24 protein-coding genes are annotated in these 23,899 nt (G+C 73.5%); 8 read left to right on the top strand and 16 right to left on the bottom strand.

The genetic code is table 11. The features are described 5' to 3' along the window. Window positions 1–75: 75 nt before the first annotated feature. The 8 genes from ACFRAV_RS26055 to ACFRAV_RS26020 form a co-directional block, all read right to left on the bottom strand. The gene (locus ACFRAV_RS26055) at window positions 76–444 is read right to left on the bottom strand and encodes a DUF4190 domain-containing protein (RefSeq protein WP_382558672.1); all 369 of its coding nucleotides are present in this window, start codon (window positions 442–444) and stop codon (window positions 76–78) included. A 151-nt stretch (window positions 445–595) separates the two neighbouring features. Next, entirely contained in the window at window positions 596–1,288 is a 693-nt protein-coding gene (locus ACFRAV_RS26050; protein ID WP_382558671.1) for a TetR/AcrR family transcriptional regulator, read from the bottom strand. A 145-nt stretch (window positions 1,289–1,433) separates the two neighbouring features. Then, window positions 1,434–3,371: a hypothetical protein gene (locus ACFRAV_RS26045; RefSeq protein WP_382558670.1), complete on the bottom strand. Its 1,938-nt coding sequence runs from the start codon at window positions 3,369–3,371 to the stop codon at window positions 1,434–1,436. A gap of 30 nt (window positions 3,372–3,401) precedes the next feature. Then, window positions 3,402–3,944 carry a tetratricopeptide repeat protein gene (locus ACFRAV_RS26040; RefSeq protein ID WP_382558669.1) on the bottom strand — a complete coding sequence of 181 codons (543 nt, stop codon included), beginning with the start codon at window positions 3,942–3,944 and terminating at the stop codon, window positions 3,402–3,404. Window positions 3,945–3,983: 39 nt separating this feature from the next. Beyond that, window positions 3,984–4,694 (bottom strand): winged helix-turn-helix domain-containing protein, encoded by a 711-nt coding sequence (locus tag ACFRAV_RS26035; protein WP_382558668.1) that lies wholly within the window; start codon window positions 4,692–4,694, stop codon window positions 3,984–3,986. A gap of 308 nt (window positions 4,695–5,002) precedes the next feature. Next, window positions 5,003–6,031 carry a glutamine synthetase gene (gene glnII, locus ACFRAV_RS26030; RefSeq protein ID WP_382558667.1) on the bottom strand — a complete coding sequence of 343 codons (1,029 nt, stop codon included), beginning with the start codon at window positions 6,029–6,031 and terminating at the stop codon, window positions 5,003–5,005. 339 nt (window positions 6,032–6,370) lie between these two features. Next, window positions 6,371–7,270, bottom strand: a complete 900-nt coding sequence (locus ACFRAV_RS26025; protein ID WP_382558666.1) for a hypothetical protein — start codon at window positions 7,268–7,270, stop codon at window positions 6,371–6,373. Between the two features lie 118 nt (window positions 7,271–7,388). Next, window positions 7,389–7,760, bottom strand: a complete 372-nt coding sequence (locus ACFRAV_RS26020; protein WP_382558665.1) for an arsenate reductase family protein — start codon at window positions 7,758–7,760, stop codon at window positions 7,389–7,391. A gap of 187 nt (window positions 7,761–7,947) precedes the next feature. Here ACFRAV_RS26020 and ACFRAV_RS26015 point away from each other — a divergent pair, with 187 nt between their 5' ends. Continuing rightward, window positions 7,948–8,262, top strand: a complete 315-nt coding sequence (locus ACFRAV_RS26015; protein WP_351117804.1) for a hypothetical protein — start codon at window positions 7,948–7,950, stop codon at window positions 8,260–8,262. Between the two features lie 54 nt (window positions 8,263–8,316). Here ACFRAV_RS26015 and ACFRAV_RS26010 read toward each other — a convergent pair whose 3' ends face one another. The 4 genes from ACFRAV_RS26010 to ACFRAV_RS25995 all read right to left on the bottom strand — a co-directional run bounded on the left by ACFRAV_RS26010 (window position 8,317) and on the right by ACFRAV_RS25995 (window position 13,686). Beyond that, window positions 8,317–9,804 carry a hypothetical protein gene (locus tag ACFRAV_RS26010; RefSeq protein ID WP_382558664.1) on the bottom strand — a complete coding sequence of 496 codons (1,488 nt, stop codon included), beginning with the start codon at window positions 9,802–9,804 and terminating at the stop codon, window positions 8,317–8,319. Window positions 9,805–9,808: 4 nt separating this feature from the next. Then, window positions 9,809–10,978, bottom strand: a complete 1,170-nt coding sequence (locus ACFRAV_RS26005) for a lactate 2-monooxygenase (protein ID WP_382558663.1) — start codon at window positions 10,976–10,978, stop codon at window positions 9,809–9,811. Between the two features lie 91 nt (window positions 10,979–11,069). After that, window positions 11,070–11,861, bottom strand: coding sequence for a thioesterase family protein (locus tag ACFRAV_RS26000; RefSeq protein ID WP_382558662.1), 792 nt, complete (start codon window positions 11,859–11,861; stop codon window positions 11,070–11,072). A gap of 331 nt (window positions 11,862–12,192) precedes the next feature. Continuing rightward, window positions 12,193–13,686 carry a regulator gene (locus ACFRAV_RS25995; protein ID WP_382558661.1) on the bottom strand — a complete coding sequence of 498 codons (1,494 nt, stop codon included), beginning with the start codon at window positions 13,684–13,686 and terminating at the stop codon, window positions 12,193–12,195. A gap of 342 nt (window positions 13,687–14,028) precedes the next feature. Here ACFRAV_RS25995 and lipB point away from each other — a divergent pair, with 342 nt between their 5' ends. The 5 genes from lipB to ACFRAV_RS25970 all read left to right on the top strand — a co-directional run bounded on the left by lipB (window position 14,029) and on the right by ACFRAV_RS25970 (window position 18,118). Continuing rightward, a complete protein-coding gene (gene lipB, locus ACFRAV_RS25990) occupies window positions 14,029–14,829 on the top strand; it encodes a lipoyl(octanoyl) transferase LipB (protein WP_382558660.1) in 801 nt (266 codons plus the stop codon). A gap of 201 nt (window positions 14,830–15,030) precedes the next feature. Further along, window positions 15,031–15,687, top strand: a complete 657-nt coding sequence (locus tag ACFRAV_RS25985) for a heme oxygenase (biliverdin-producing) (protein ID WP_382558659.1) — start codon at window positions 15,031–15,033, stop codon at window positions 15,685–15,687. A 147-nt stretch (window positions 15,688–15,834) separates the two neighbouring features. After that, window positions 15,835–16,809 carry a lipoyl synthase gene (gene lipA / locus ACFRAV_RS25980; protein ID WP_351117797.1) on the top strand — a complete coding sequence of 325 codons (975 nt, stop codon included), beginning with the start codon at window positions 15,835–15,837 and terminating at the stop codon, window positions 16,807–16,809. Between the two features lie 322 nt (window positions 16,810–17,131). Further along, window positions 17,132–17,338, top strand: coding sequence for a hypothetical protein (locus ACFRAV_RS25975; RefSeq protein ID WP_382558674.1), 207 nt, complete (start codon window positions 17,132–17,134; stop codon window positions 17,336–17,338). 81 nt (window positions 17,339–17,419) lie between these two features. Beyond that, on the top strand, window positions 17,420–18,118 hold the full coding sequence (locus tag ACFRAV_RS25970) for a DUF4191 domain-containing protein (protein ID WP_351117796.1): 699 nt from the start codon (window positions 17,420–17,422) through the stop codon (window positions 18,116–18,118). A 474-nt stretch (window positions 18,119–18,592) separates the two neighbouring features. Here ACFRAV_RS25970 and ACFRAV_RS25965 read toward each other — a convergent pair whose 3' ends face one another. Then, a complete protein-coding gene (locus ACFRAV_RS25965) occupies window positions 18,593–19,060 on the bottom strand; it encodes an RDD family protein (RefSeq protein WP_382558658.1) in 468 nt (155 codons plus the stop codon). A gap of 265 nt (window positions 19,061–19,325) precedes the next feature. Here ACFRAV_RS25965 and glnA point away from each other — a divergent pair, with 265 nt between their 5' ends. Continuing rightward, on the top strand, window positions 19,326–20,735 hold the full coding sequence (gene glnA / locus ACFRAV_RS25960; protein WP_351114456.1) for a type I glutamate--ammonia ligase: 1,410 nt from the start codon (window positions 19,326–19,328) through the stop codon (window positions 20,733–20,735). Between the two features lie 143 nt (window positions 20,736–20,878). Here the strand turns inward: glnA and ACFRAV_RS25955 are convergent, their stop codons facing one another. The 3 genes from ACFRAV_RS25955 to ACFRAV_RS25945 all read right to left on the bottom strand — a co-directional run bounded on the left by ACFRAV_RS25955 (window position 20,879) and on the right by ACFRAV_RS25945 (window position 22,310). Continuing rightward, entirely contained in the window at window positions 20,879–21,376 is a 498-nt protein-coding gene (locus ACFRAV_RS25955) for a DUF4279 domain-containing protein (protein ID WP_382558657.1), read from the bottom strand. A 172-nt stretch (window positions 21,377–21,548) separates the two neighbouring features. Then, window positions 21,549–21,893, bottom strand: coding sequence for a DUF2750 domain-containing protein (locus ACFRAV_RS25950; protein WP_382558656.1), 345 nt, complete (start codon window positions 21,891–21,893; stop codon window positions 21,549–21,551). A gap of 36 nt (window positions 21,894–21,929) precedes the next feature. After that, window positions 21,930–22,310, bottom strand: coding sequence for a hypothetical protein (locus tag ACFRAV_RS25945; protein WP_382558655.1), 381 nt, complete (start codon window positions 22,308–22,310; stop codon window positions 21,930–21,932). Window positions 22,311–22,733: 423 nt separating this feature from the next. On the opposite strand from ACFRAV_RS25945, the gene ACFRAV_RS25940 reads away from it, so the two are divergent. Beyond that, window positions 22,734–23,765 (top strand): glycoside hydrolase family 11 protein, encoded by a 1,032-nt coding sequence (locus ACFRAV_RS25940; protein ID WP_382558654.1) that lies wholly within the window; start codon window positions 22,734–22,736, stop codon window positions 23,763–23,765. The last annotated feature ends 134 nt before the right edge of the window (window positions 23,766–23,899 follow it).

Here is a 23,899-nt window from a genome sequence, read left to right as displayed (position 1 = left end):
GTCCCCCACAGCCTGTGGGGGACGCCGTTCGCCGTTCCGGGGCAGGTACGCGGGCCGCCCGCCGCGGCCGCTCGGTCAGTCGTTGACCTGGTCGCCGTAGTCCCGCTCGCAGGCGTCCATCTCGGCCTGGGTGTCCGCCTGCTTCACACACTCCTGCAGGTTCTTGAACTCGTCGGTGCCCAGCAGCGACGCCCCCACCACGACCAGCAGCAGGGAGCCGGCCAGCGCCAGCGCGCCCAGCACCGCGCCGGTCACCGACAGCTTGCGGTGCGGCGCACCGTCGCGGCGGGCCCGGCGCATGCCCAGGATGCCGAAGACCAGCGCGAGGACCCCGAGCAGGATGCCGCCGACCACGGTCCAGAAGAAGACCACCGCCAGGATGCCGAGCACCAGGGCGGGTACGGCGAGGCCGTTCCTCGGCTGCGGCCGGTCGTAGGAGGACATCACGTCACACTCATCTCTGGGGAGGGGCCGACTGGATACGAACTGCCGTGTTCCCCGGGAGCGTTGCCGGATGCCTGCCGACCGCCGCGCCGGCCCTCGGGCGGACGCCGGGCGGCCCTCGAGCCGGTCCTCAGGCGGCCTCGGCCGACTCTCAGGCGGCCAGTGCCGCGAGCCTGCCGATCAGTTCGACGAAGGGACTGTCCTGCGGCTCCTCGGCCAGCACCCGGCGCAGCAGGCCCGCCAGCAGCGGGTCGGAGGTGGCGGCGACGGCGGCGAGCGCGGCGAAGTCGTACACCAGCTGCACCTCCAGCTCCTCGCGCGGGATCACCCGCCCGGACAGCCAGAGCAGTGCCGTCGACTCGGCGTGCGAGATCCACGAGCGCAGCAGCAGTTCCAGCCGCGCGGAGACGGGCCCGTCCAGCGCCATGTGCTTCAGCATCTGTTCGAAGGCCACCTGCCGGACCCCGTCGACCAGCGCGTTGGTGGTCGACGAACCCACCGCCGGGCCGCCGCGCATCAGCGCCGAGAACCCGGGGCCGTGATCGTCGACGAAGTCGAAGAAGCGGCGCGTCACCCGCAGCAGCCGGGCGCCCAGCGGGCCCTCCCGCGGCTCGGTGAACCGCCCCGCGAGGTCCTGCGAGGCCAGCTTCAGCGCCGCCTCGTACAGGCTGAGCTTGCCCGGGAAGTAGTGGTACACCAAGGGGCGCGAGATGCCGGCGGCCGCGGCGATCTCGTCGATGGAGACCTCGTCGGGCGAGCGGTGGCTGAACAGGTCGAGGGCGACGTCGATCAACTGCTGCCGCCGCTCCTCGACCCCCATCCTGCGACGTACCCCGGTAGTCATACGAACACCTTAGCGGCGGGTGTCCGCCCGCGGTCGGCACGGCCCGCGGCCTCCTGCGGGGCGCATCCGGCACGGTCTCCGAGCCCTCGCGGCCGGCTCGGGGCCCTGCCCTGCCCGGCCTTGCCCGGCCCGGCCCGACGCGGTCTCAGCCGAGGCCGGTGACCTTGCTCCCGTCGGTCAGGGTCGCCCTGAGGTCGGCCCGCGCGCCCTGCTCGGCCGGGGCGCTGAGGAACCGCCCGTCCGCCTCGGCGCGCACCCCGCCGGAGGCGGTGATCGACGCCGTGCGCGGGCCGCCCGCCGCCAGCAGGTACCAGGCGCCGCTGCCCGCCTTCCACAGGACGCCCGCGACCGCCTGCGGGTCACGCGCCCCGCAGGCCGTGACGTCGGTGCCCTTGGCGGTGACCGCCGCCGCCTCCACGCCCGGCGGACGGAACTGGGCCAGCACCTGCGCGCCCTCGCCGCGCCAGGTCTCGGAGCGGGTGCACACCCAGGCCGCGGCGCCCGTACCGTCCGGCAGCGGCTGCTCGGCGAACCGCCAGGCGTTCACCGACCGCACGCCCTGCCCGCGCATCGTCGCCAGCGTGCAGGCCAGCGGCTTCCACGCCTGCCGGGAACGGGGGCCGAAGTCGGCGGGGCCGGCGCCCGGCTCGCCCACCGTGAGCGCGGCCGGGGTGAGCTCGCCCAGATCGGTGACCATCCGCCGGCCGTCCTCCCCGGTGAGCTCCAGGGCGTTCCACGAGGTGCAGGCGCCGGGCTGCTGCTGTACCGGCCCGGCCAGCGGGGACGTCACCCCGTCCGGGCCGATGTCCAGCGGCTCGCGGCGGGAGCCGCTCCTGCCGCCGCCCAGCAGGTCCCGGCCGGCCGCCTCCTCCACCCAGGGCGCCAGCAGATAGCGGACGTTGCCGTCGGCGCGGCCCACCACCACGGCGCTCGCGGTGACGTCCGCGGCGCCGTCGGCGCGGGCGAAGTCCAGCGCGGCCCCGGCCGCGCCGGTGGCGGGCTCCGCGTACCGGACGATCCGCAGCCCGTCGTGCAGCAGCACCACCCGGGCGCCGTCGACCTCGCCCGCGTACAGCAGCCGGGGCGGGCCCGCCGGGCCGCCGGAGGGCGTGCCGGTGGTGGCGGAGACCTGCACGGTGCGGCCGGGGCGCGCCCAGACGGCCAGCGCGCGCCGCAGCAGCCGCTCGTCGCCGGCCAGGGTGCCGCGGGCGGGCCAGACGGAGAAGTCCAGGCGGGCCGAGGTCCGCCAGGCGTCGGGCTCGGCCCGGACCAGCTCGGCCGGGTCCAGCGCGGCGCGCATCGCGGGGTTGCTGGCGTACGGCGGGGCCGCGGCGCCGTCCGGCCCCCAGCCGTCGCCCGGCGCCAGCACCAGCGCCGCGCAGACCACCGCGGCCGCCGCCGCGGCCAGGGCCGCCTTGGTGTGCTGACGGCGGCGCATCAGGTCCGTCGGCCGGGCCTGAAGGGCGCACGGGTCGAACTCGGGGGAGTCCAGCAGGGTGTACTGGACCGGCACCTTGTCCGCCTCGCGGACCGCCGTGTACGGGTTCTCCACACCCGCCGACTCCAGGACCTCACGGACCTCCTCGTCCGGCAGCCGCTCCAGGCCGCGCAGCACGTACGCCGCCCGCCCGGCCGGGGAGAGGGCGGACAGGCGCTGCTCCAGCGCCAGCTCCCCCGCGCCTCCGGACCGCGGGAACAGCCGGATGCCCCACACCTGGGGGAGCAGCGGGGGCAGCCGCGAGAAGCGGGCCAGCCGCCCGCCGCCCGCCTCCAGGGCGGCCCGCACGATCCGCATCCGCACGACCGCGTACCCCGGGTCGCCGTCCAGGCCCTGCGCCTGGGCGGGGATCACCGAGGACGGTGTTCTCCCCTTGGGCAGGGCCCGCTGGGTGACGGCGTGCGCGGTGAGCACCCGCCGGCCGCGGTCCTGGCCGGACGGCAGAAGCAGGTACGCGAGCCGGACCAGCCGCGGGTAGTGCTCGACGAGCGCGGCCTCGGCCTGCTCCACGTCGAGACCTTCGCCGGGACGGTGGGGGCGGGACCTGCGGGCGGGCGGAGGGGAGGCGACATGCTGTGGCTGCACGTTCAGCAGAACGAGCGAATCGAGCGTTGGTCACCCGTTGGTGGGAGAGTTCCCCTCGGACGGGTCACGCAGCAGCCGCGCGTAGTTCGCCATCGACCGCTGGTAGCGCGGCAGATGGGCGGCCAGCGCCTCGACCACCAGGGACAGGCCCTCCCGGTCGCGCCCGAGCGAGGACAGGCACAGCGCCAGGACGCACCGCACCGCGTCGTCCAACTCGTCCGACGGGGACGTCAGTTCGGGCTCGAGCAGGGCGACGGCCTCCTCGGCCCGGCCGATGTTGCGCAGCGAGCTGGCGAGCTGGATGCGGGCCCGGCGGCCCTTGTAGCCGTCCAGCCCGTCCTCCAGCGCCCGCCGGTAGAGCGGCTCCGCCCGATCGGAACGCCCGGTCGAGTCCCAGGCGCACGCCCGCTCGAACAGGGCGAACGGATGACCGTCCGGGAGCTCGTCCGCCAGCGCGCCGATCCGGGCGCGGAAGGCCTCGGCGCCCCGCTCGTCCTGCGGGAAGTCGTCCAGGGTCGCCCAGGCGGCCGTGACCCGCTCTTCCCAGTCCCGCTCCACCATGATCGGTTCCATGGCGGTCACCCTGTCACAGGCGGGCGGCGCCGTCGACGGTCAATCGGCCAGCGGGGGCGTGTACTTGTAGCCGACCCGGCGCACGGTGGTGATCGCCTGGCGGTGCCCGCCCAGCTTGCGGCGCAGCCGGGCGACGTGGACGTCGACGGTGCGGCCGTCGCCGATGTGGCCGTAGCCCCAGACGGTCGCCACCAGCTGGTCGCGGGTGTGGACCCGGTGGGGGTGGGCGACCAGGTGGGCGAGGAGTTCGAACTCCAGGTAGGTGAGGTCCAGCGGCTGCCCGTCGACCTCGGCGGTGCGGCGCACCACGTCGACGCGGATCCGCTCCGTGTTCGCGGGGTGCCCGGCGTCCTGGCCGTCCCGGACGTCGTCGGCGCTCTCGCCCGCCGTCTCGCCCGTCGCGGCGTCGGTCCCGGCCGGGACGTCCTGGAGGGCGGGCGGGGCGAGGGCGGAGGCGAGGGCCGGGGCGGCGGCCTCCCGCAGGAACGGGGGCTGCCGGTCGGCGGGCACCAGCACCAGGTAGCCGACCATCGGCGGCTGACCGGGCAGCGAGGGCACCGACTGCGGCGGAACGGGCAGCCAGGTGGCGCCCGGCGGCAGCAGCTGCTCGACGGCGGCGGGAGCCGCTGCGGCCGGGGAGCCCACCGCCCGCAGACGGCGGCGCGCGGCGGCCTCGGCCGTGCGCGGGGCGGAGGGGCGCAGCGTGGGGGAGTGCAGGTCGGAGGCGTGCGAGGCGTGCGTGGTCGCCATGGGAATCAGCTTCTTTCGCGCGGAAGGTCGTCGGAAGGGACGTGGTTCGCGCGCGGCGGCGAGGCTGCGAGGAGAAGGTGTCAGCGGGCCGGCGCGCAGATCGCGCGACGACACACACGGTCGAAGTCGTGGTGCTGACGGGACGGCCAGAAGGGCTCGAGGTCGAAGCGACCTGTCATGCCACACCTCCCCATGCCGTTGCTGTGCTCCCATTAGACCAGAGTCGCGGCCAAGTGGAAGGGGGCGTCCACCAGTTGGCGGACGCCCCCTGCTCCGGGACCCTGGCGCGGGCCGGGCCCGCGGCCGGATCAGACCTGGCCGGCCTTCTCCAGCGCCTCGCAGCAGGTGTCCACGATCAGGCGGGTCACCACGTACGGGTCGACGTTGGCGTTGGGGCGGCGGTCCTCGATGTAGCCCTTGCCGTCCTTCTCCACCTGCCACGGGATGCGGACCGAGGCGCCACGGTTGGAGACGCCGTAGGAGTACTTGTCCCACGGGGCGGTCTCGTGCAGGCCGGTCAGGCGGTCGTCGATGCCGGCGCCGTAGTTCTTCACGTGGTCCAGCGGCTTGGAGCCCTCGCCGAGGGACTCGCAGGCGGTGATGATGGCGTCGTAGCCCTCACGCATCGCCTTGGTGGAGAAGTTGGTGTGCGCGCCGGCGCCGTTCCAGTCGCCCTTGACCGGCTTGGGGTCGAGGGTGGCGGCCACGCCGAAGTCCTCGGCGGTGCGGTACAGCAGCCAGCGGGCGATCCACAGCTGGTCCGAGACCTCGAGCGGGGCGAGCGGGCCGACCTGGAACTCCCACTGGCCCGGCATGACCTCGGCGTTGATGCCGGAGATGCCCAGACCCGCCTTGAGGCAGTTCTCCAGGTGCGCCTCGACGATGTCGCGGCCGAAGATCTCGTCCGCGCCGACGCCGCAGTAGTAGCCGCCCTGCGGGGCCGGGAAGCCGCCGCGCGGGAAGCCGAGCGGGTAGTTGTCCTTGAAGAACGTGTACTCCTGCTCGATGCCGAAGATCGGCTCCTGGGCGCCGTAGCGGCCGGCGACCTCGACCAGCGCGGCCCGCGTGTTGCTCGGGTGCGGAGTGAGGTCGATGTTCAGCACCTCGCACAGGACCAGGATGTCCTCGCCGCCGCGGACCGGGTCCGGGCAGGAGAAGACCGGCTTGAGCACGCAGTCGGAGGCGTGGCCCTCGGCCTGGTTGGTGCTGGAGCCGTCGAAGCCCCAGATCGGCAGCTCGGCACCCTTGGCGTCGTCGGAGAGGATCTTCGTCTTGGAACGGAGCTTGGCCGTCGGCTCGGTGCCGTCGATCCAGATGTACTCAGCCTTGAAGGTCACGGGCCACATCCTTCGGTGGTCTCGACCGTGCGGGACGGTCGTCGCGGGGCGAGGCGCTGCGGCATCGGTGCGCCGGTATGTCCCGCAGACTGCCAAGGGGCGATTTCCCGACCGTTGCCCTCGTGTGAACCCCGTGTTACCGGCCTTCCGGGTCCCCCGTACGGGCGTGTGAGGCGACCCGGCCACCGCGCACGGGGCGATCCGGCGCGCCCGTCCGCGGGGCCGGTGCGCGGCGGCGGCGGCTCGTATGCGATGGGCTTGACCGCCCCGACGAGGGGGTAGGGCCCCGCCCGGCGGGCTTCCGCCGGCCTCCCGTCGGGCCCCGCCTCCGCGGCGCCTTCACAGCCGGCCGGTGGGATCCTCGAAGGCCGTGACCGCGTCCTCGACGTGCGCGAGCACGGCCTGCGTGCGGGCGGCGAGCGCGGCGTCCGCACGCGAGCCGTCGGTCCACCGCCCCTTGGCGAGGATCACCGAGCGCACGGTCGTCACCTGCTCGTGAGCGCCCTCCCGGGGATCGGGGACGTCGAGCATCCTGCCGCTGGGCATGGGGAGGGCCCAGTAGGTCAGGGGGTCCGCCGCGGCCGCCTCCCTCGCCCGGACGGCGTCCTCGGGACGTTCGAAGGTGAGCACGCTGACCTGGATCTGCGTCCTGCTGTCGGTGTCGATGTACAGCGCGTCCGACTGGCGGTCGCACGGTCCGCCCTGTGCGACCACGGCGGACAGCTCTGGTGTCATCAGGATCGAGCGCTGCAGCGGGGTCCCGGCGCCGAGGAGTTGCCGGTCGACCCGGCGGTAGGTCGCGCCGTCCGTCCGCACCAGTTCCTCGGGGAAGGAGCGCTCCATGTCGACGAGCGGCCGCCGCAGCGCCTCGGCGAGCGCGGGCGGCGTCTCGGCGGGCGTCGCCACGTGCAGCGGCGGCACCGCGACCGTGCGGTGCGGGTCGGGCGGGACGGAGTGAGGAGCGGGCGCGGCCGAGCCGGAGCGGGAGTGCGCCGGGCCGGGGGGCACCGCCTCGGCGCCGTCGCCCTCCGCCGGCCACAGGGCGACGCCGAGCACCGCCGCCCCGGCCACCACGACGGCCCCGACGCCGGTACCGCGCCTCAGGCGTCGTCCGCGCTCCCCGGCGCGCACCCGCCGCTGCTCGGCGACCCAGGCGTCCTGCGCGGGGGAGTGGTATTCGGGCAGCGGTCCGCTGAAGGAACCCGGGCCCGAGGGTCTGTCGTGGTCGTCGCTCTTCATGCCCGCGGACGCTAGCAGCGGCCCGGCCGGGGCCTCCAGGGGCGTGCGGCGCTCTGCGCGGCGGCGGCGGCGGTGGCGGTGGTCAGCGGGCCGCCGGCCGGGGCCGGTGCCGGGGCCGTCAGGACGTGGCGTCGCGTGCCATGGCCTCGCGGACCGCGTCGTCCGAGCGGGCCACCAGGGCCGTGCCGTCGTCGGCGGTGATGATCGGACGCTGGATCAGCTTGGGGTGGGCGGCCAGCGCGGCGATCCACCGGTCGCGGGCGGCGGCATCCTTGGGCCAGTCCTTCAGCCCCAGCTCCTTGGCGGCGGCCTCCTGGGTGCGGGTGATCTCCCACGGCTCCAGGTCCAGCCGCTCCAGCACGGCGCGGATCTCGTCCTCGCCGGGGACGTCCTCCAGGTAGCGGCGCACGGTGTAGTCGGCGCCCTCCGCGTCGAGCAGCGTCAGGGCGCTGCGGCACTTCGAACAGGCCGGGTTGATCCAGATCTCCATGGGCCCACGATACGCGGCCGGCACCCGCCCGGAACTCGTTGTCCTCATCCGCCACCGGAGTCCCAACACCCGTGCTGGCCAGGGACTTTGTCGGTGCCGGGCGGTAGAATGAATGTATGTTCGAAGGGATGCGGCGGGGGTTCTCCGCCGGTCCCTCGGGCGACCCGTCCGCGACAGGAGGATGCCTGTGCCCGCCGCTTCCACGACCCGGCCCAAGGCCCGTCCCACCCAGTCCACCAGCAAGCGTCCCGTCCCGCTCGACCGTCCCTACGTCCCCGTCCAGAAGCGTCCGCTGCCCGCGGGCCGGCCGCGCGAGTGGTACGTCGACCACAACCGCCGCCTGAAGGCGATGCGGCTGGCGATCACCCTGCTCGACCTGGGCTTCCACACCGCGCGGCAGGCCCCCGACGAGGTCGTCCACATGGCGGCGCAGCTGATCGGCGTCCACCCGCCGTCCCCGGCGACCTGCCGGATGGTCAGGGCGCTGCTCCAGGCGTACTGACGCCGCCCACCGCACGCGCGCCACCGCGCCCCGGCCGGTCCTCCGGCCGGGGCGTCACGCGTCCCGGCGCGGGGCGAGGGTGGTGCCGGTGGCCCAGGTGAGGAAGTGGAGCCGCGAGCGGGGGATGTGGTCGCGGGTGCGCTCGAGGAGGGCCGCCACCTCGGAGTCGCCCTTCGTCCGGTCGCCGGGCTCCCAGGTCCGCAGGCGCAGCGACGCCTGGACGCGCATCTTCTCGTCCTCGTCGTCCAGCAGGTCCGCCGTCGCGCGGAGCGCGGGGAGACCGCCCTGCGCGGCGAGCAGCGTGAACCCCCACCGGCGACGGTGCGCGGGGCCGCCGGAGGCCAGCATCCCGACCAGCGCAGCGGTGTCCAGGCTCCGGGCGTCCGGCAGCAGGGCCTTCGCGGTCTCCCGGACCACGGCGGGCGCCGGGTCGTCCAGCAGCGGCGTGAGTTCGGCGCGGTCCACGGCGTCGAGCATCCGCAGCGCGGCCACCGCCCTGGCCCGGACGGCGGCCACCGGGTGGCCCAGCAGCGGACGCAGCAGCGCGGTGTCCTTCCGGGTGCCGCACTCGGCGAGGCCCAGCACGGCGCCGGGCGGGACCGCCGGGTCGGTGGGGTCCGCGCACAGCGCCCGGTAGCGGGGCAGCGGGTCGACGCCGTGCTCCCGCAGCACCCACCGTGCGCAGGCCCGCACCACCGTGGAGCGGTCGGACAGGTACGCCTCGGCCGGTTCGGGTCGGCCGGCCCGGCGCAGTGCGGTGACGCCGGTGGAGCGGGCGCGGGAGTTGCGCGCGGTGAGCAGGGGTTCCAGGACCGCGTCGCGGGCCGCGCCCTCCTCGGGCAGCGCGGCCAGGGCCGCGTCCGCGCACAGGTCCTGGACGACCACGTCCGGGTCGGCGGCGGCCGTGCGGGCGAGCTCGACGGGAGTGAACAGCCCGCCGCGCAGCGCGAGTTCGACGCCGAAGCGGCGTGGGCGGCGGTCCGGGTGGTCCAGCAGGGGGCGGAGCTCCGCGGCGGAGGCCTGCCGCAGGACGTCACGCACCAGACCCACCGCGACGTCGCCCCGGTCCCGGCGGCCCACGCGCAGCACCAGCGGAGTGAGCGCCACCGCGCGCTCGACGGTCAGCATCCGTGCCAGCACGGCGCGGGCCCGCAGCCGCACCGGCCCCGCCCAGTCGGCGCAGCGGACGACCACCAGCGGCAGCGCCTGCGGGTGGGCCTCGGCCTGCCGCAGTGCCTTCTCGCGGATCCGGCCGTCCCCGTGGCAGAGGGCGAGCACGAGGGCCGACGGCGCGTACACCTCCGCACGCCGCAGCCCCAGGCTCCGCAGGAAGCGCCACCGCTCGGCGCCGGGCCGCCAGCTGGAGTCGCGGAAGGCCTCACGGAACCCGGCGTCCAGCGCGAGCCACGCCTCGGGGGCGGCGTCCAGGCCGCCCACCACCCGCTCGACACTCTCGCCCGCCGCCAGTCGCAGCGCGCCGCCGTACGCGTCCGCCGTCCCGCCGTACGCGTCCCCGGTCTCGCCGTACCCGCCCCCCGCCACGCCGTCACCGCACCGGGCGCAGGTCGCCGCGGGTGAGCGCGGCGGTGGAGGCGTAGCCGTCGATGGCCAGGGTGAGGTCCAGTTCGGCGAGCAGGCAGCGCAGGACGTGCTCGACGCCGGCCTGGCCGCCCACGGCGAGGCCGTAGCTGTAGGGCCGGCCGACGGCCACGGCGCGGGCGCCGAGGGCGAGGGCCTTCACCACGTCGGGGGCGCCGCGGACGCCGGAGTCGAAGATCACCGGTACCTCGCCCGCCGCGTCGACCACCTCGGGCAGGCAGTCCAGGGCGGGCAGGCCGCCGTTGGCCTGGCGGCCGCCGTGGTTGGAGCAGTAGAGGCCGTCGACACCGCTGTCCACGGCCCGGCGGGCGTCCTCGGGGGAGCAGATGCCCTTGAGCAGTACGGGCAGGGAGGTCAGGGAGCGCAGCCACGCCAGGTCGTCCCAGGTCAGGCGCTGGTTGCCGAAGATCATCGCCCAGTGGCCGGTGGCGGCCTCCGGGTCCTCCTCCGGCGGGACGGCCAGCCGGGAGCGGAACACCGGGTCGCTGAAGTAGTTGGCCAGGCACTGCCCCTTGAGCTGCGGGAAGCTCGCGAGGGACAGGTCGCGGGGACGCCAGCCGAGGGTGAGGGTGTCCAGCGTGACGACGATCGCGGAGTAGCCGGCCGCCTCCGCGCGGCGCACCAGGGACTCGGTCAGCTCCCGGTCGTTGGGCGGGTACAGCTGGAACCAGCCCGGGGTGTCGCCGAGTTCGCGCGCCACGTCCTCCATCGGGTCCTGGGAGAGCGTGGAGGCGATCATCGGGACGCCGGTCGCGGCGGCCGCGCGGGCGGTGACCAGGTCGCCCCGGCCCTCGGCCAGATCGCACAGGCCGATCACGCCGACCGGGGCCAGCATCAGCGGCGTCGGCAGCCGGTGGCCGAACAGCTCGGTGGACAGGTCGCGTTCGGCGGCTCCGGCGAGCATCCGCGGCATCAGGCCCCACCGCTCGAAGGCCGACACGTTGGCGCTCTGGGTGCGCTCGTCGCCCGCCCCGCCGGCCACGTACGACCACAGCTCGGGCGGCATCACCTGCTCCGCGCGGCGCTCCAGTTCGGCGTACGACATGGGCAGTTCGGGCACCTTGCCGACCAGCCCGTCGAAGTAGATGCCGAGCTGCCAGTCACCGTGGTTGGGCACCGGGGTCTCCTTGGACGACGAGGGAGCGGACGAGGGGACGAGCGGGGGAGCAGAGGATCGGACGAGCGGTGGTGCGGCGCGGACCTGAGCCTCAGCCGCGGCGGACGTTGGCGAGGGCGCTGGTCGTCGAGTAACCGATCGGGCCGGCCGTGTCGTACACGGTGCAGTGGCCGACCGCGACGCCGTCCTCGCTGCTGTGCGCCGTGGCCTGGAACCCTATGGCGTCGCTGAGCGGGAGACGAGAGAGGGAGAGCGTGTAGTCCGCGTTGATGAACTCCAGCTCCTCGTCGGAGCGGTGGGACATCGGGCTGGAGGTGTCGGCGGCCAGGGCGACCCGGACGAACGGGGAGAGCGCCTCGCCCGCGACCAGGTCGGCCTCGTCGCGCAGCCAGGCCCGGCGCACCGCGGCGTCCCGCCAGCTGCTCACAGGGCGGTTGTCGCCGTCGAACTGCCAGAAGTTCCACGGCATGTCGTGCCGTGCCGGCGCGATCTCCTCGGGCGGCGGGGCGTCCCAGTCCGGGGTGGCCGGGACCGGGCCCGGGGGCTGCTCCCCACGGCGCAGCAGCACGGCGCTCGCCCGGGCGGCGACGCCGTTCGCGCCGTGCAGCACGGCGTCGGCCACCCGGATGCGGCGGCCGTCGCGGATCCGCTCGGTGGTCACCCGGACCGGGGCGAACGGGCAGGCGCGGAACAGGTCGACGGTGAGGCGGGCGAAGTGCAGCCCTTCGTCGTGGTGCTCGCGCTCCAGGGAGCGGGCGAGCAGCCCGCCCAGCAGCCGGCCGTGCAGGGCGCCGGGCGTCCACCAGCTCGTGGCGTGCTCCCCGGGGACCAGGGTGTCCCCGTCCGCGGTGAAGAACGCCGGGGTGTCGTTCGTCCGGTCCATGCGGTGCCCCCGCCCCCTCTTGTGTTCATAAGCCAACCATCTGGGTGGGGGCAGCGTAAGGCACGGGGGAACGGGGGCGGGGACCACCGTCACGCCACCTCCCCGCGGGCGGCCGGCCCGCGCCGCTTCCACCACCCTGCGGGCGGCTGGGCCGCCCAGGGGGCGGCACGGGCGGGCGCAGGGCGGTGCCTCCGCGGCGAGCGGCTCGCTCCACCGTGCCCGAGCGGGCCGCACCATCCGAACGTGACACCGCCGGAATGCGCCGCAAGCGAGCTCAGGAGGGCGGGAGCGCCTTCGCCGCGGCGAAGGCGCTCCCGCGGGGGTGCCGCGTCTAGAGGAGCGCCGCCACCCGGTCCCGGTACGTGCGGACCGGGGCCGCGTCCTTGTACGGCTCGAGCCGCCGCTCGAAGTCCCGCACGTACTCCACCGCCCGCAGCGACCGCATCTCCGCCGCCTGCCCCGCGGCCTCCGCGCCCAGCTGGCAGGCCTGGTCGAGCTCACCCAGTCCCAGCCGCGCCGACGCCAGGACCAGGCGGCAGAAGAGCCGGCTGCGCGCGTACGCGGGCGCGCGCAGCTGCAGGGAACGCTCCGCGTACTGGGCGGCCGCCCGGTACTGCTGGAGGTCGCGGTGACAGTGACCGAACTCGTCGGCCAGCTGGGCCTCGTCGAAGAAGCGTGCCCACGGCGGGACCTCGTCCCCCGGCCGCGCCGCCTCCAGCGCCCGCTCGGCCCGCACCAGCGCCGCCGTGGACGCCCGCACCTCGCCCAGCACGCCGTGCGCCCGGGCCTCCACCGCGTGCAGCAGGGCCTGCACCACCGGGGGAGCGGAGCCGCCGGCACCCTGCTGGGCGACCCGGGCGAGCTGCACCGCCTCCCGCCCGTGGCCCAGGTACACGGCCTGCCGGCTCATCGAGACCAGCACGTACGCCCCGTACATCCGGTCGCCCGCCGCCTGGCTGAGCCGCAGCGCCTGCACGAAGTACCGCTGGGCCAGCCCGTGCGCCCCGATGTCGTACGAGGTCCAGCCGGCCAGCCGGGTCAGGTCAGCCACCGCGCCGAACAGGCGGCGGCCCAGCTTCTCGCCGTACACGCCGCGGAGCATCGGCTCCGCCTCGTGCTCGAGGTAGCGGACCAGCGCCTGCCGGGCGTGCCCTCCGCCGTAGGCGTGGTCCAGGGAGCGGAACAGCTCGCCCACCGACCGCAGCGCGGCCACGTCCCCGCCGGTGACCCGCTGCCCCGGGCCGCGCTCGGCGGTCCGTTCGGCGCCGCCGCGGCCGCCGCGCTGCCGGGGCACCGAGGCGAGCGCCTGCCCGGGCTCACGGACGGGCCGGCCCTGCGCCGGCACCCGGGGCGCGCCCACGGGCGGTTCGCCCCGGCCGACCCGCTCGTCGGGGCGGCCGATCAGCCAGTCGCGGCTGGGGACCACCAGCCCGGCCGGGGTGAACGCGATCTTGCGGAGCTCGGCGTGGCTGCCCGAGTCCTTGCGCCAGAGGCCGCTGACGATGTCCACGGCCTCCTCCGGGGTCGCCGCGAACTCCAGCCCGGCGTACACCGGGGCGCAGGCGTCGAGGCCGAGGTCCTGGGCGGTCAGCCGTCGGCCGAGGCGGCGGGTGAACACCTCGGCGATCAGCGCCGGCGTGGTCCCCCGGGGCTGCTGGCCCCGCAGCCAGCGGGTGACGGACGTCTTGTCGTACCGCAGGTCGAGTCCGTGCTCGAGTCCCAGCTGGTCCACGCGCCGGGCCAGTCCCGCGTTGGAGAATCCCGCCTCTGCGATGAGCGCGGCGAGCTGGCGGTTGGGAGTGCGCTGCGCGGGTCGTTCCGTCATCTGCGGTGCGGTCTCCTGCCTTCCGTGGCGAGCCCCCTCGGGCGCCCGGATTGCCTATGAGCAGCCGTTATGGCCAGTGAACGGCGTGAATGTAGCGGAGAGTAGGCAGCTCATCGCACACTTCACCTTCCGTTCACTGGATCGGGTGAGTTTCCTATCCGGAAGTGACGCTTCGGGCCCACTCGGGGCGACTCCGGCCGACTGGGAACGACCGGTGTCGAGTGTGTCCATGCCAGGGCAACCCGGGTGCCGCCGGGCGCATGGCGTGCCTTCGCCGCGGACCACCTACAGTGGCCCAGGGCCGTTGGTCGCGGCCCGGTCCGGATACGCCTGGAGGTTTCCGTGGGTGAGGTGCGGTTCGTACGCATGGGGTTCGGCGCCGAGGCCGTCGAGTACCTGCAGGCGTGGGAGGAGCAGCGCCAGGTGCACGCGGCGCGGTTCGCCGACGAGATCCCCGACACCGTGCTGCTGCTGGAGCACCCCCCGGTCTACACGGCCGGCCGCCGCACCGCGGACAGCGAGCGCCCGCTGGACGGGACGCCGGTGATCGACGTCGACCGCGGCGGCAAGATCACCTGGCACGGCCCGGGCCAGCTGGTCGGCTACCCCATCCAGAAGCTCCCCCGCCCCGTCGACGTGGTGGCCCACGTCCGGCGCCTGGAGGAGGCCATGATCCGCACCTGCGCGGAGTTCGGCCTGGAGACCACCCGGATCGAGGGACGCAGCGGCGTCTGGGTCCTCGGCGACCCGGTGGAGCAGCGGCCCTCGCTCGGCGGGCTCTCCCTGGACCTCGACCCGCGGATGACGGACGACGAGTTCGACCCCCGGCTCAACGGCCCCGAGTACGCGCCGTCCAACGCCGGCCAGCGCCGGGAGGACCGCAAGCTCGCCCAGATCGGCGTGCGGGTCTCCAAGGGCGTGACCATGCACGGGTTCGCGATGAACATCAACCCGGACACCACCTGGTTCGACCGGATCATCCCCTGCGGCATCCGGGACGCCGGCGTCACCTCGCTCGCCGCGGAGCTGGGGCGCGACGTCCCCATCGCGGACGTGCTCCCGGTGATCGAGAAGCACCTCCGCGAGGTCCTGGAGGGCGCCGACCTCCGCCCCCGCGAGACCGAGGCCGCCGCCTCCGCCTGACCCCGTCACGGGGCGGCCACCCCGGTGCCAGGGTCACCCCCGTGCCAGGGGCCACCCCGGTGCCAGGGGTCACCCCGCACGTCCGGTCGCGGCCCCCGGCCCCCGGCCCACCCCTCACGTCCGGTCGCGGCCCACCCCCTCAGGTGCGGTCGCGGCCCCCGGCCCACTGGACGCGTCGCCGCGGGCAGGCACACTGGGGACATGGACACCGCACAGCCGTTCTCGCAGCTCATACGCACGGCCTCCCGGGCGCAGCACGAGGAGGCCGAGAACAGCGGCTTCCTGGGAGCCATGCTCGGCGGCGGGCACGGCGTCGAGGCGTACGCCCGCTACACCGAGCAGCTCCGGTTCGTGTACCGCGCCCTGGAGGAGCGGGCCGGCCTCCTGCGCGAGGACCCGGTCGCCGGACCGTTCGTGCGGCCCGAGCTGCTGCGCCTGTCCGCCCTGGACCGCGACCTGGCCCACCTGCGCGGCCCCGGCCGTCAGGCGGAGGGCGCCCCGCTGCCCGCCACCGAGGAGTACGCGGCCCGCATCGCCGAGTGCGCCCGCGACTGGCCGGCCGGATACGTGGCCCACCACTACACCCGCTACCTCGGCGACCTCTCCGGCGGACAGATCATCCGCGACGCCGCCGAGCGGATCTGGGGCTTCGACCGCAAGGGCGACGGCGTCCGGTTCTACGTCTTCGACGCGATCCCGAACCCGGCCGCCTTCAAGCGCGAGTACCGCGCACGGCTCGACGCGCTCCCGGTGGACGACCTCGAGAAGCGCCGCGTGGTCGACGAGTGCCGCCGCGCCTTCGCGTACAACACCGCCCTACTCCACGCGCTGGAACGGGAGTTCGCGGCGAGCGCCTGAGCTCCGCGGGGCGCGCGGGGAGCGTGCGCGGCGGGAGTGCGGGGAGTGAGACGCACCCCACGTCCGAAAGCCCGGCCTCCGGACGGGCACCCGAATGAGGCGGCGTACGCTGGATACGCCTACGAACCGAAGTCACAGGGAGCCGATGTGTCCGCAGTCGCACCCGACGGACGCAAGATGTTGCGCCTGGAGGTCCGGAACAGCCAGACCCCCATCGAGCGCAAGCCCGAGTGGATCAAGACCCGGGCGAAGATGGGTCCCGAGTACACCAAGATGCAGAACCTCGTGAAGAGCGAGGGCCTGCACACGGTGTGCCAGGAAGCAGGCTGCCCCAACATCTACGAATGCTGGGAGGACCGCGAGGCCACCTTCCTCATCGGCGGCGACCAGTGCACCCGGCGCTGCGACTTCTGCCAGATCGACACGGGCAGGCCCGAGGCGCTCGACCGTGACGAGCCGCGACGCGTCGGCGAGTCCGTGGTCACCATGGACCTGAACTACGCCACCATCACCGGCGTCGCCCGCGACGACCTCGAGGACGGCGGCGCCTGGCTCTACGCGGAGACCGTCCGCCAGATCCACCAGCAGACCGCCGAACGCGCCGAGGGCCGGACCAAGGTCGAGCTGCTCGCCCCCGACTTCAACGCGGTGCCCGAGCTGCTCCAGCAGGTCTTCGAGTCCCGGCCCGAGGTCTTCGCGCACAACGTCGAGACGGTCCCGCGGATCTTCCGCCGGATCCGCCCCGGCTTCCGCTACGAGCGCTCCCTCGAGGTGATCACCGCGGCCCGCGAGTTCGGCCTGGTCACCAAGTCCAACCTGATCCTGGGCATGGGCGAGACCCGCGAGGAGATCAGCGAGGCCCTGCGCGACCTGCACGGCGCCGGCTGCGAGCTGATCACCATCACGCAGTACCTGCGGCCCTCCGTGCGCCACCACCCGGTGGAGCGCTGGGTCAAGCCGCAGGAGTTCGTCGAGCTCCAGAAGGAGGCCGAGGAGATCGGCTTCGCCGGCGTCATGTCCGGCCCCCTGGTCCGCTCCTCGTACCGCGCCGGGCGGCTCTACGGCATGGCGATCGAGCAGCGCGCCTCCGAGGCCGCGGACGCGGCCCCGGCCGCGGTCTGACGGCCTCACACCCCTCGAGCACGGCGGGGCGGGTCCCGCTCTCCAGCGGGACTCGTCCCCTGCTCCCCGCGCCCGTGCCACCGTGCAGGCCGCCGTGCCCGCGTCGGTCCCCGGGCTGACGGACGCGGGCACGCTTCCCGGCCGGTTCTCCACCCCGCCTTTCATCCGGCTTTGACCGATGCGTCACCCTCCGGTAACACGGGTGGGGGACTCTTGGACCCGACGCGCAACCCACGACTCCCAGGGGGGGACCGTGACCACGGAGACCATCGAGACGACCCTCGAGCCCGCTGCGCGCGTGCGCGGCGGCGGGGCCGAGCCCCTGCCCACGCTGCCGTCGTTGCCCTCGCTGCCGTCGCTGAGCGGTGCGCTGCTGGCGGTCGAGTCGCTGCTGCTGGGCGGCGGCCAGCGCACCGCGCGCCGCAACGCATGGACCTCCGTCCTGGAGGACAGGCGCCGCGCCCGCGACCGGATCGAGGTCCAGCGGGTCCTCGACGCGGTGCCCGCGGCACCGGCGCTCCGCTCCTGACCGGTCACGCCCTGGTGACCGCCCGGCACGGAGCGGGCACCGCCTTCGTGGGGGCGGGCCGGTGCACGTAGACTTCGAGACATGGCGAGGAAGGAAACCGCAGCGGAGTCTGCGAATGCCGGGCGACTCAAGCAGATCGCCCTGACGTACAAGATGACCCGCAAGGCCGACAAGAAGATCGGTCTTGTGCTCGCGGCGGTCGGAATTGTCACCCTCGGTGTCTTCCTCGCGATCGGCTTCTTGATCGGTCACCCGATCTACCTGGGCATCCTCGGTCTGCTGGTCGCCTTCCTGGTGACCGCGATCGTGTTCGGGCGACGGGCCGAGCGTGCCGCCTTCGGGCAGATGGAGGGCCAGCCGGGTGCCGCCGCGGCGGTGCTGGAGAACATCGGCCGGGGCTGGTCGACGACACCGGCGGTGGCGATGAACCGCAGCCAGGACGTGGTGCACCGTGCGGTCGGCAAGGCCGGCATCGTGCTGGTCGCGGAGGGCAACCCGAACCGGGTGAAGTCCCTGCTCGCGGCCGAGAAGCGGAAGATGAGCCGCATCGTCGCCGACGTGCCGGTCCACGACATCCTCGTCGGCAACGGCGAGGGCCAGGTCCCGCTGAAGAAGCTCCGCGTCACGATGATGAAGCTGCCGCGGGTGCTCACGGGTCCGCAGGTCACCACCACCAACGACCGGCTGCGGGCGATGGGCGACCTGATGAAGAACATGCCGCTGCCCAAGGGCCCGATGCCCAAGGGCATGAAGCTCCCCCGCGGCAGCAAGGGCCGCTGACCCCCACCCGCACCGCACCCACACCCACGAACGCCACAGGGCGCCCGGCACCTCCGCCGGGCGCCCTGCGCCGTTCCGCCGGCCTGTCCCTTGCCCGCAGGGCCCTGCAGCGGCCCCGCGGCCGCCGTGGCGGCGGTGCCCGCCACCACCCTGCCCTACGGGACACGCAGGCCCTCCCCGCTCACCCTGCGGGCAATCGTGCCGCTGGGCGAGGTCTGGGGGAGGTGGGCGCAGGGGCCCCGTACTGGCGAGACGGCTCGCACCCGGGCAGGGCTCAACCCTTGCGCCGCGCGCGGCCGGGGGCACGTGCGACGGTGCCGTCGGCTTACGAGAGGTGGAGCGAGCCGCCCGCAGGAGGTGGGGACGGCCACGCATGCATCGTGCGGTGTGCAGCAGGGGCTGCGTGAAGGGAGCCCCCGAAGGCTGCGTGGAGAGAAGGCGGGGCCACGCGAAGGGAGCCCCGCAGGAGGAGGGCTAGGCGCGGATCTCGACCGTGCCGGCGAGCCGGTCGTGCAGCCCCCGCCCGTCCCGGTCCCACACCAGCGCCGGCACGGCAAGGCACAGCAGCACCGTCCGCACCGCCGCCCGCCACGGGACCACCGACCCGCTCGCGACCGCGACCACCCGCAGCCCGAACAGCCGCTTGCCCGGCGTGTAACCCAGGGTGCCCACCGTGAGCATCCCGAGTGCGAGGAAGATCAGCAACGCCCAGTTGCTCGTCGACTGGCCGTAGCCGTCCGTGATGAGACCGTATGCGATCAGCACGCACAGCGCCCAGTCCACGACCAGCGCACCGAGGCGCCGCCCGGGACGTGCCACCGAGCCCGGACCGCTCTCGGGGAGCCCGAGGCCTTGGCCCCGGTAACCGAAGTCCACGCCGGCGTCCTCCGCCGCGGCGCGGGGGCCGGAGAGCCAGGATCCGAGTGCTTGCCTGTTGTCCACGGACTCCACGGTACTTCCCGTGCGCGCGCGTGGAGGAGGGCGGGGTGCGCGCGGCGACCCGGGGCAGGACCATGGGAGGGGACCCGAGCGATCCGGCGACGGTCCGGCGGCCGCTGCCGTCGATCAGCCGGTTAACTTCCCGGAAACAAATGAGTCATGTTCGAGAAATCGCCGATCACTAGGGTCCCAGACAGCGTGTGTCACCGCACTGGCACGCGAAGTACTACCACCCCTGGCGGAACCGGCCGGGAGTAGGAGGAGCTGGATGTTCCAGAACGCCGACGAGGCCAAGAAGTTCATCGCCGATGAGGACGTCAAGTTCGTTGACGTTCGCTTCTGCGACCTGCCGGGTGTGATGCAGCACTTCACCATCCCCGCCAGGGCGTTCGACCCGGGCGAGGAGCTGGCCTTCGACGGGTCCTCCATCCGCGGCTTCCAGGCCATCCACGAGTCGGACATGGCCCTGCGCGCCGACCTGAGCACGGCCCGTGTCGACCCCTTCCGCCGGGACAAGACGCTCAACATCAACTTCTTCATCCACGACCCGATCACCGGTGAGCAGTACTCCCGTGACCCGCGGAACGTGGCGAAGAAGGCCGAGGCCTACCTGGCGTCCACCGGCATCGCCGACACCGCCTTCTTCGGCCCCGAGGCCGAGTTCTACGTCTTCGACTCGGTGCGCTTCTCCACCGAGGCGAACCAGGCCTTCTACCACATCGACTCGGAGGCGGGCGCCTGGAACGCCGGCGCCACCGACAACAACCGTGGTTACAAGGTCAAGTACAAGGGCGGTTACTTCCCGGTCGCCCCGGTCGACCACTTCGCCGACCTGCGCGCCGAGATGTCCCTCGAGCTGGAGGCCTCCGGTCTCCAGATCGAGCGCCAGCACCACGAGGTGGGCACCGCCGGCCAGGCCGAGATCAACTACAAGTTCAACACGCTGCTGGCCGCGGCCGACGACCTGATGCTGTTCAAGTACATCATCAAGAACGTCGCCTGGCGCAACGGCAAGTCCGCCACCTTCATGCCCAAGCCGATCTTCGGCGACAACGGCTCCGGCATGCACGTCCACATGTCGCTGTGGACCGCCGGCCAGCCGCTGTTCTACGACGAGACCGGCTACGCGGGTCTGTCCGACATGGCCCGCCACTACATCGGCGGCATCCTCAAGCACGCCCCGTCGCTGCTGGCCTTCACCAACCCGACGGTGAACTCCTACCACCGCCTGGTGCCCGGCTTCGAGGCCCCGATCAACCTGGTGTACTCGCAGCGCAACCGCTCCGCCGCGATGCGCATCCCGATCACCGGCGCCAACCCGAAGGCCAAGCGCGTCGAGTTCCGCGCGCCCGACTCCTCCGGCAACCCGTACCTGGCCTTCTCCGCGCTGATGATGGCCGGCCTGGACGGCATCAAGAACAAGATCGAGCCGGCCGAGCCGATCGACAAGGACCTCTACGAGCTGGCTCCCGAGGAGCACGCCAACGTCGCGCAGGTCCCGACCTCCCTCGGCGCCGTCCTCGACGCCCTCGAGGCCGACCACGAGTACCTCCTCCAGGGCGACGTCTTCACGCCGGACCTGATCGAGACGTGGATCGACTACAAGCGCACCAACGAGATCGCCCCGATCGCGCTGCGCCCGCACCCGCACGAGTTCGAGCTGTACTACGACATCTAAGAACCTCGTGCGAGGTCAGAGCACGTGAGCAGTGCTCTGGGCCGTACCTGGGCCGTGGGCCGTGCCCTTCCCGTCAGGGGGAGGGCACGGCCCACGGTCGTCGGGGGACTGCTTGCCGCGCGGCCACTCGCCCACGGGCGGCGTCAAGGGCCGCTTGCCGTGCTCACGCGGCTGCCTGGCTCTCGTCGTCGGTCGGGATCGGCCGGCTCGGGTGGATAGAGGTCGAGCACGATGTCCCACCCGAGTGCACCGACCTCGGAGAGCAGGCCGGCGGGCAGGACGCAGCCTCCCTGGCCGTTCTCGCTGCCGAAGCCGAGACGCAGCTCCAGGTCACAGTCGGTCGACAGGGTCGCCAGCTCCTCGCGGCGCCCGTCGACCAGTGCGACCAGCGCACGCACGTGGTCCGCGAGGTCGGTGTCATCGGGCAGTCCGCTTCGCTTGAGCCAGACGCTGGTCTCCCGTCGGGCACCGGTCGGATTGCGGGGGCTCATGGGGCTGTCCCGCTCGAACTGCTGGTCCGCGGCGATCCTCAGCCGGCCCGAGATCTCGTCGGCGGTGAGCCTGCGGCTCGTGATCCGGATCGACCCGGCCGACCACTTCGTGACCAGCGCCGCCGGCTGCGTCCTCAGGTCCTCCGGCACGTCCTCACGATCGCAGGACGGCCGACGGGAAGCAAACCCATATCCGCATGCCCCCGGGCGCGGGGGGAGGCCCGGACGGCCATTCCCGGTCGAGCCACCGTTGCCTGTGCTGGAGGAACCACCGGGAGCCGGCGGCAGCGGCGGGGAACACGCGGGGACCGCAACGCGGCGCTCACTCGGCCGCCGTCAGCCGGGCCGAGACTTCCTCCGGCGTGAAGCTCCACCCGACGAGGCGCGGGCCGCTCCAGTTGATCCCGATCCGCCGCCCCTGCTCGACCGCGTCGGGCAGTTCGACGTCGCGCCACGACTCCACGGGCATGGACGCAACCCACAGCCCCTGCCCCCAGATCCTCGCCGCCCTCTCCGCCCGGGCCGACGTCGACCAGAAGGGAAGGCACCGGGTCCCGTCGGACTCCCGGACGGCCGGGATTCCGCCGTCGTCCCTGACGAACCAGACGACTTCGCTCCGGACGACGTCCCGGAAGAACGCCGCCGCCTGCGCACCGCTCTGACTCATGACCGGCTGAGCTCAAGCCCTGTCGCCCACTACCGGTCACCGGCCGGCCTCCTCGCCGCGCTCCTCCTCGCCGAACACCCCGCCCTGGCCGGGCATCGCGATCCTCTCGCCGTGCACGCGCGCACCGTCCTGGACACCAGCGGCCACGACCCCAACCGGCGCGTCGCCTGGAAGGCACTCGAGGCATGGGGCCACGACGTTCCCGACCCCGCACCGCTCCGGGAGGCGCGCCGGCACCAGAGGCCGCACAGCGACGGCCGCGGCGATCTCGAACCTCCCTTCTGAGTGCCACCTGCCGTCCTGGACGGGCGACACCAGGCGTGCTGTCGGCCAGGACTGCTCGACGAGCGGGCCGGTCCGGGTGTCCGGATGGCCGGACCACACGTCGAACGTCTTCCTCGGCTCGGCGTCCAGCATGATTGGTACATGTCCGGCATTCCGCCGCCCCTGCGCCGGCGCCGCGTTGACGTGCCGGACGGCACCGACCCGTGCGGGGCTGCCCCCACGGCCTTTCCGTGCGGCCCGGACCGCGGTCGACGATCCGGGTGGCCGGGCCGTCGCCGAGAGGCCTGTGCCGGGGTGTCCGCCTGGAGTTGCGCAAACAGACCGAAACTTTCGGATTGCGGCCACTGCCTCGGAGATCCGGTCGGAGGATGGTCGACGATCTTCGCGAGGGAGGGGGTGCTCGGGAGGGCTCTAAGTGCGTTGTCGGAGGGGTGGTTGGGGTGGGGTGTGTTGCCGAATGATTTCGAAAGTTCTACCGAAACAATTGACACCGATCCACGTCTCTCCACACTGGTCATCAGTCGCCATCCCCCACCTCTGAAGGAGGATTGACGGATGAACAGTTACGTTCACCCCGTCGGCCGTACACGCCGCAGAGTTCCCAACGCGGTCCGCAGTGCTGCCGTTCTCATCGTGGCCTTCTTTGCCTACGTGGCCGGCTTCGCCCCGGCGAACGCGGCCACGGTCATCACGTCCAACAGCACCGGCACCCACGAGGGCAACTTCTACTCGTTCTGGCAGGAGGCCAGCGGCGGGTCCATGACCCTGAACTCGGGCGGCAACTACAGCGTCACCTGGAACAGCAACGCGAGAAACATCGTCGTGGGCAAGGGCTGGAACCCGGGCAACGCGACCGACTCGGTCACGTACTCGGGCTCGTTCAACTGCAACGGCAACTGCTACCTCGCGCTGTACGGGTGGTACCAGAACCCGCTGGTCGAGTGGTACATCGTCGAGAACTGGGGCAACTACAACCCCAGCACCGGAGCCACCCGCGTCGGCTCGGTCCAGTCGGACGGCAGCACCTACGACCTGTACAAGGCCACCCGCACCAACGCTCCGTCCATCGAGGGCACCAAGACCTTCACCCAGTACTTCGCGGTCCGTCAGGCCAAGCGCACCGGCGGCACCATCACCAAGTCGACGATTTTCAACGCCTGGAGGAACGCCGGCCTGCAGTTCGGCTCCGCCAACTACGAGATCATGGCCACCGAGGGCTACAACAGCAGCGGCAGCTCCAACATCACGGTGAGCCGTGGCGGTTCCTCCGGCGGCGGTAACCCCGGCGGTGGCACCACCACCCCGCCGCCCACCAACCCGGGCAGCTGCGTGGCGACCCTGTCCGCGGGCGACAAGTGGAGCGACCGGTACAACCTCAACGTGTCGGTCAGCGGCGCCAGCAACTGGACCGTCACGGTCAAGGTCCCGTCGCCGGAGAAGGTCCTGTCGACCTGGAACATCTCAGCCAGCTACCCCGACGCCCAGACGCTGGTGGCGAAGTCCAACGGCAGCGGCAACAACTGGGGCATGACCATCCAGACCAACGGCACCTGGACCTGGCCGACGGTCAGCTGCAGCGCGAGCTGAGCCCGCGCGGAGCACCGGCCGAGTCCTGATCCCTGAGCAGCCGGGCCCGACCAGGAGGCGGGCCCGGCCCGCCTGAGGAAACCTGAGGAAAGGCGCCACCGTGGAAGGGCCGTCCGGGTGCTCACGCACCCGGG

This window comes from Streptomyces sp. NPDC056600 (genome assembly GCF_042792855.1).
Classification (GTDB): domain Bacteria; phylum Actinomycetota; class Actinomycetes; order Streptomycetales; family Streptomycetaceae; genus Streptomyces.
The sequence above is the reverse complement of the archived record's forward strand: the minus strand, read 5'-3'. Positions and strand labels throughout refer to the sequence as shown.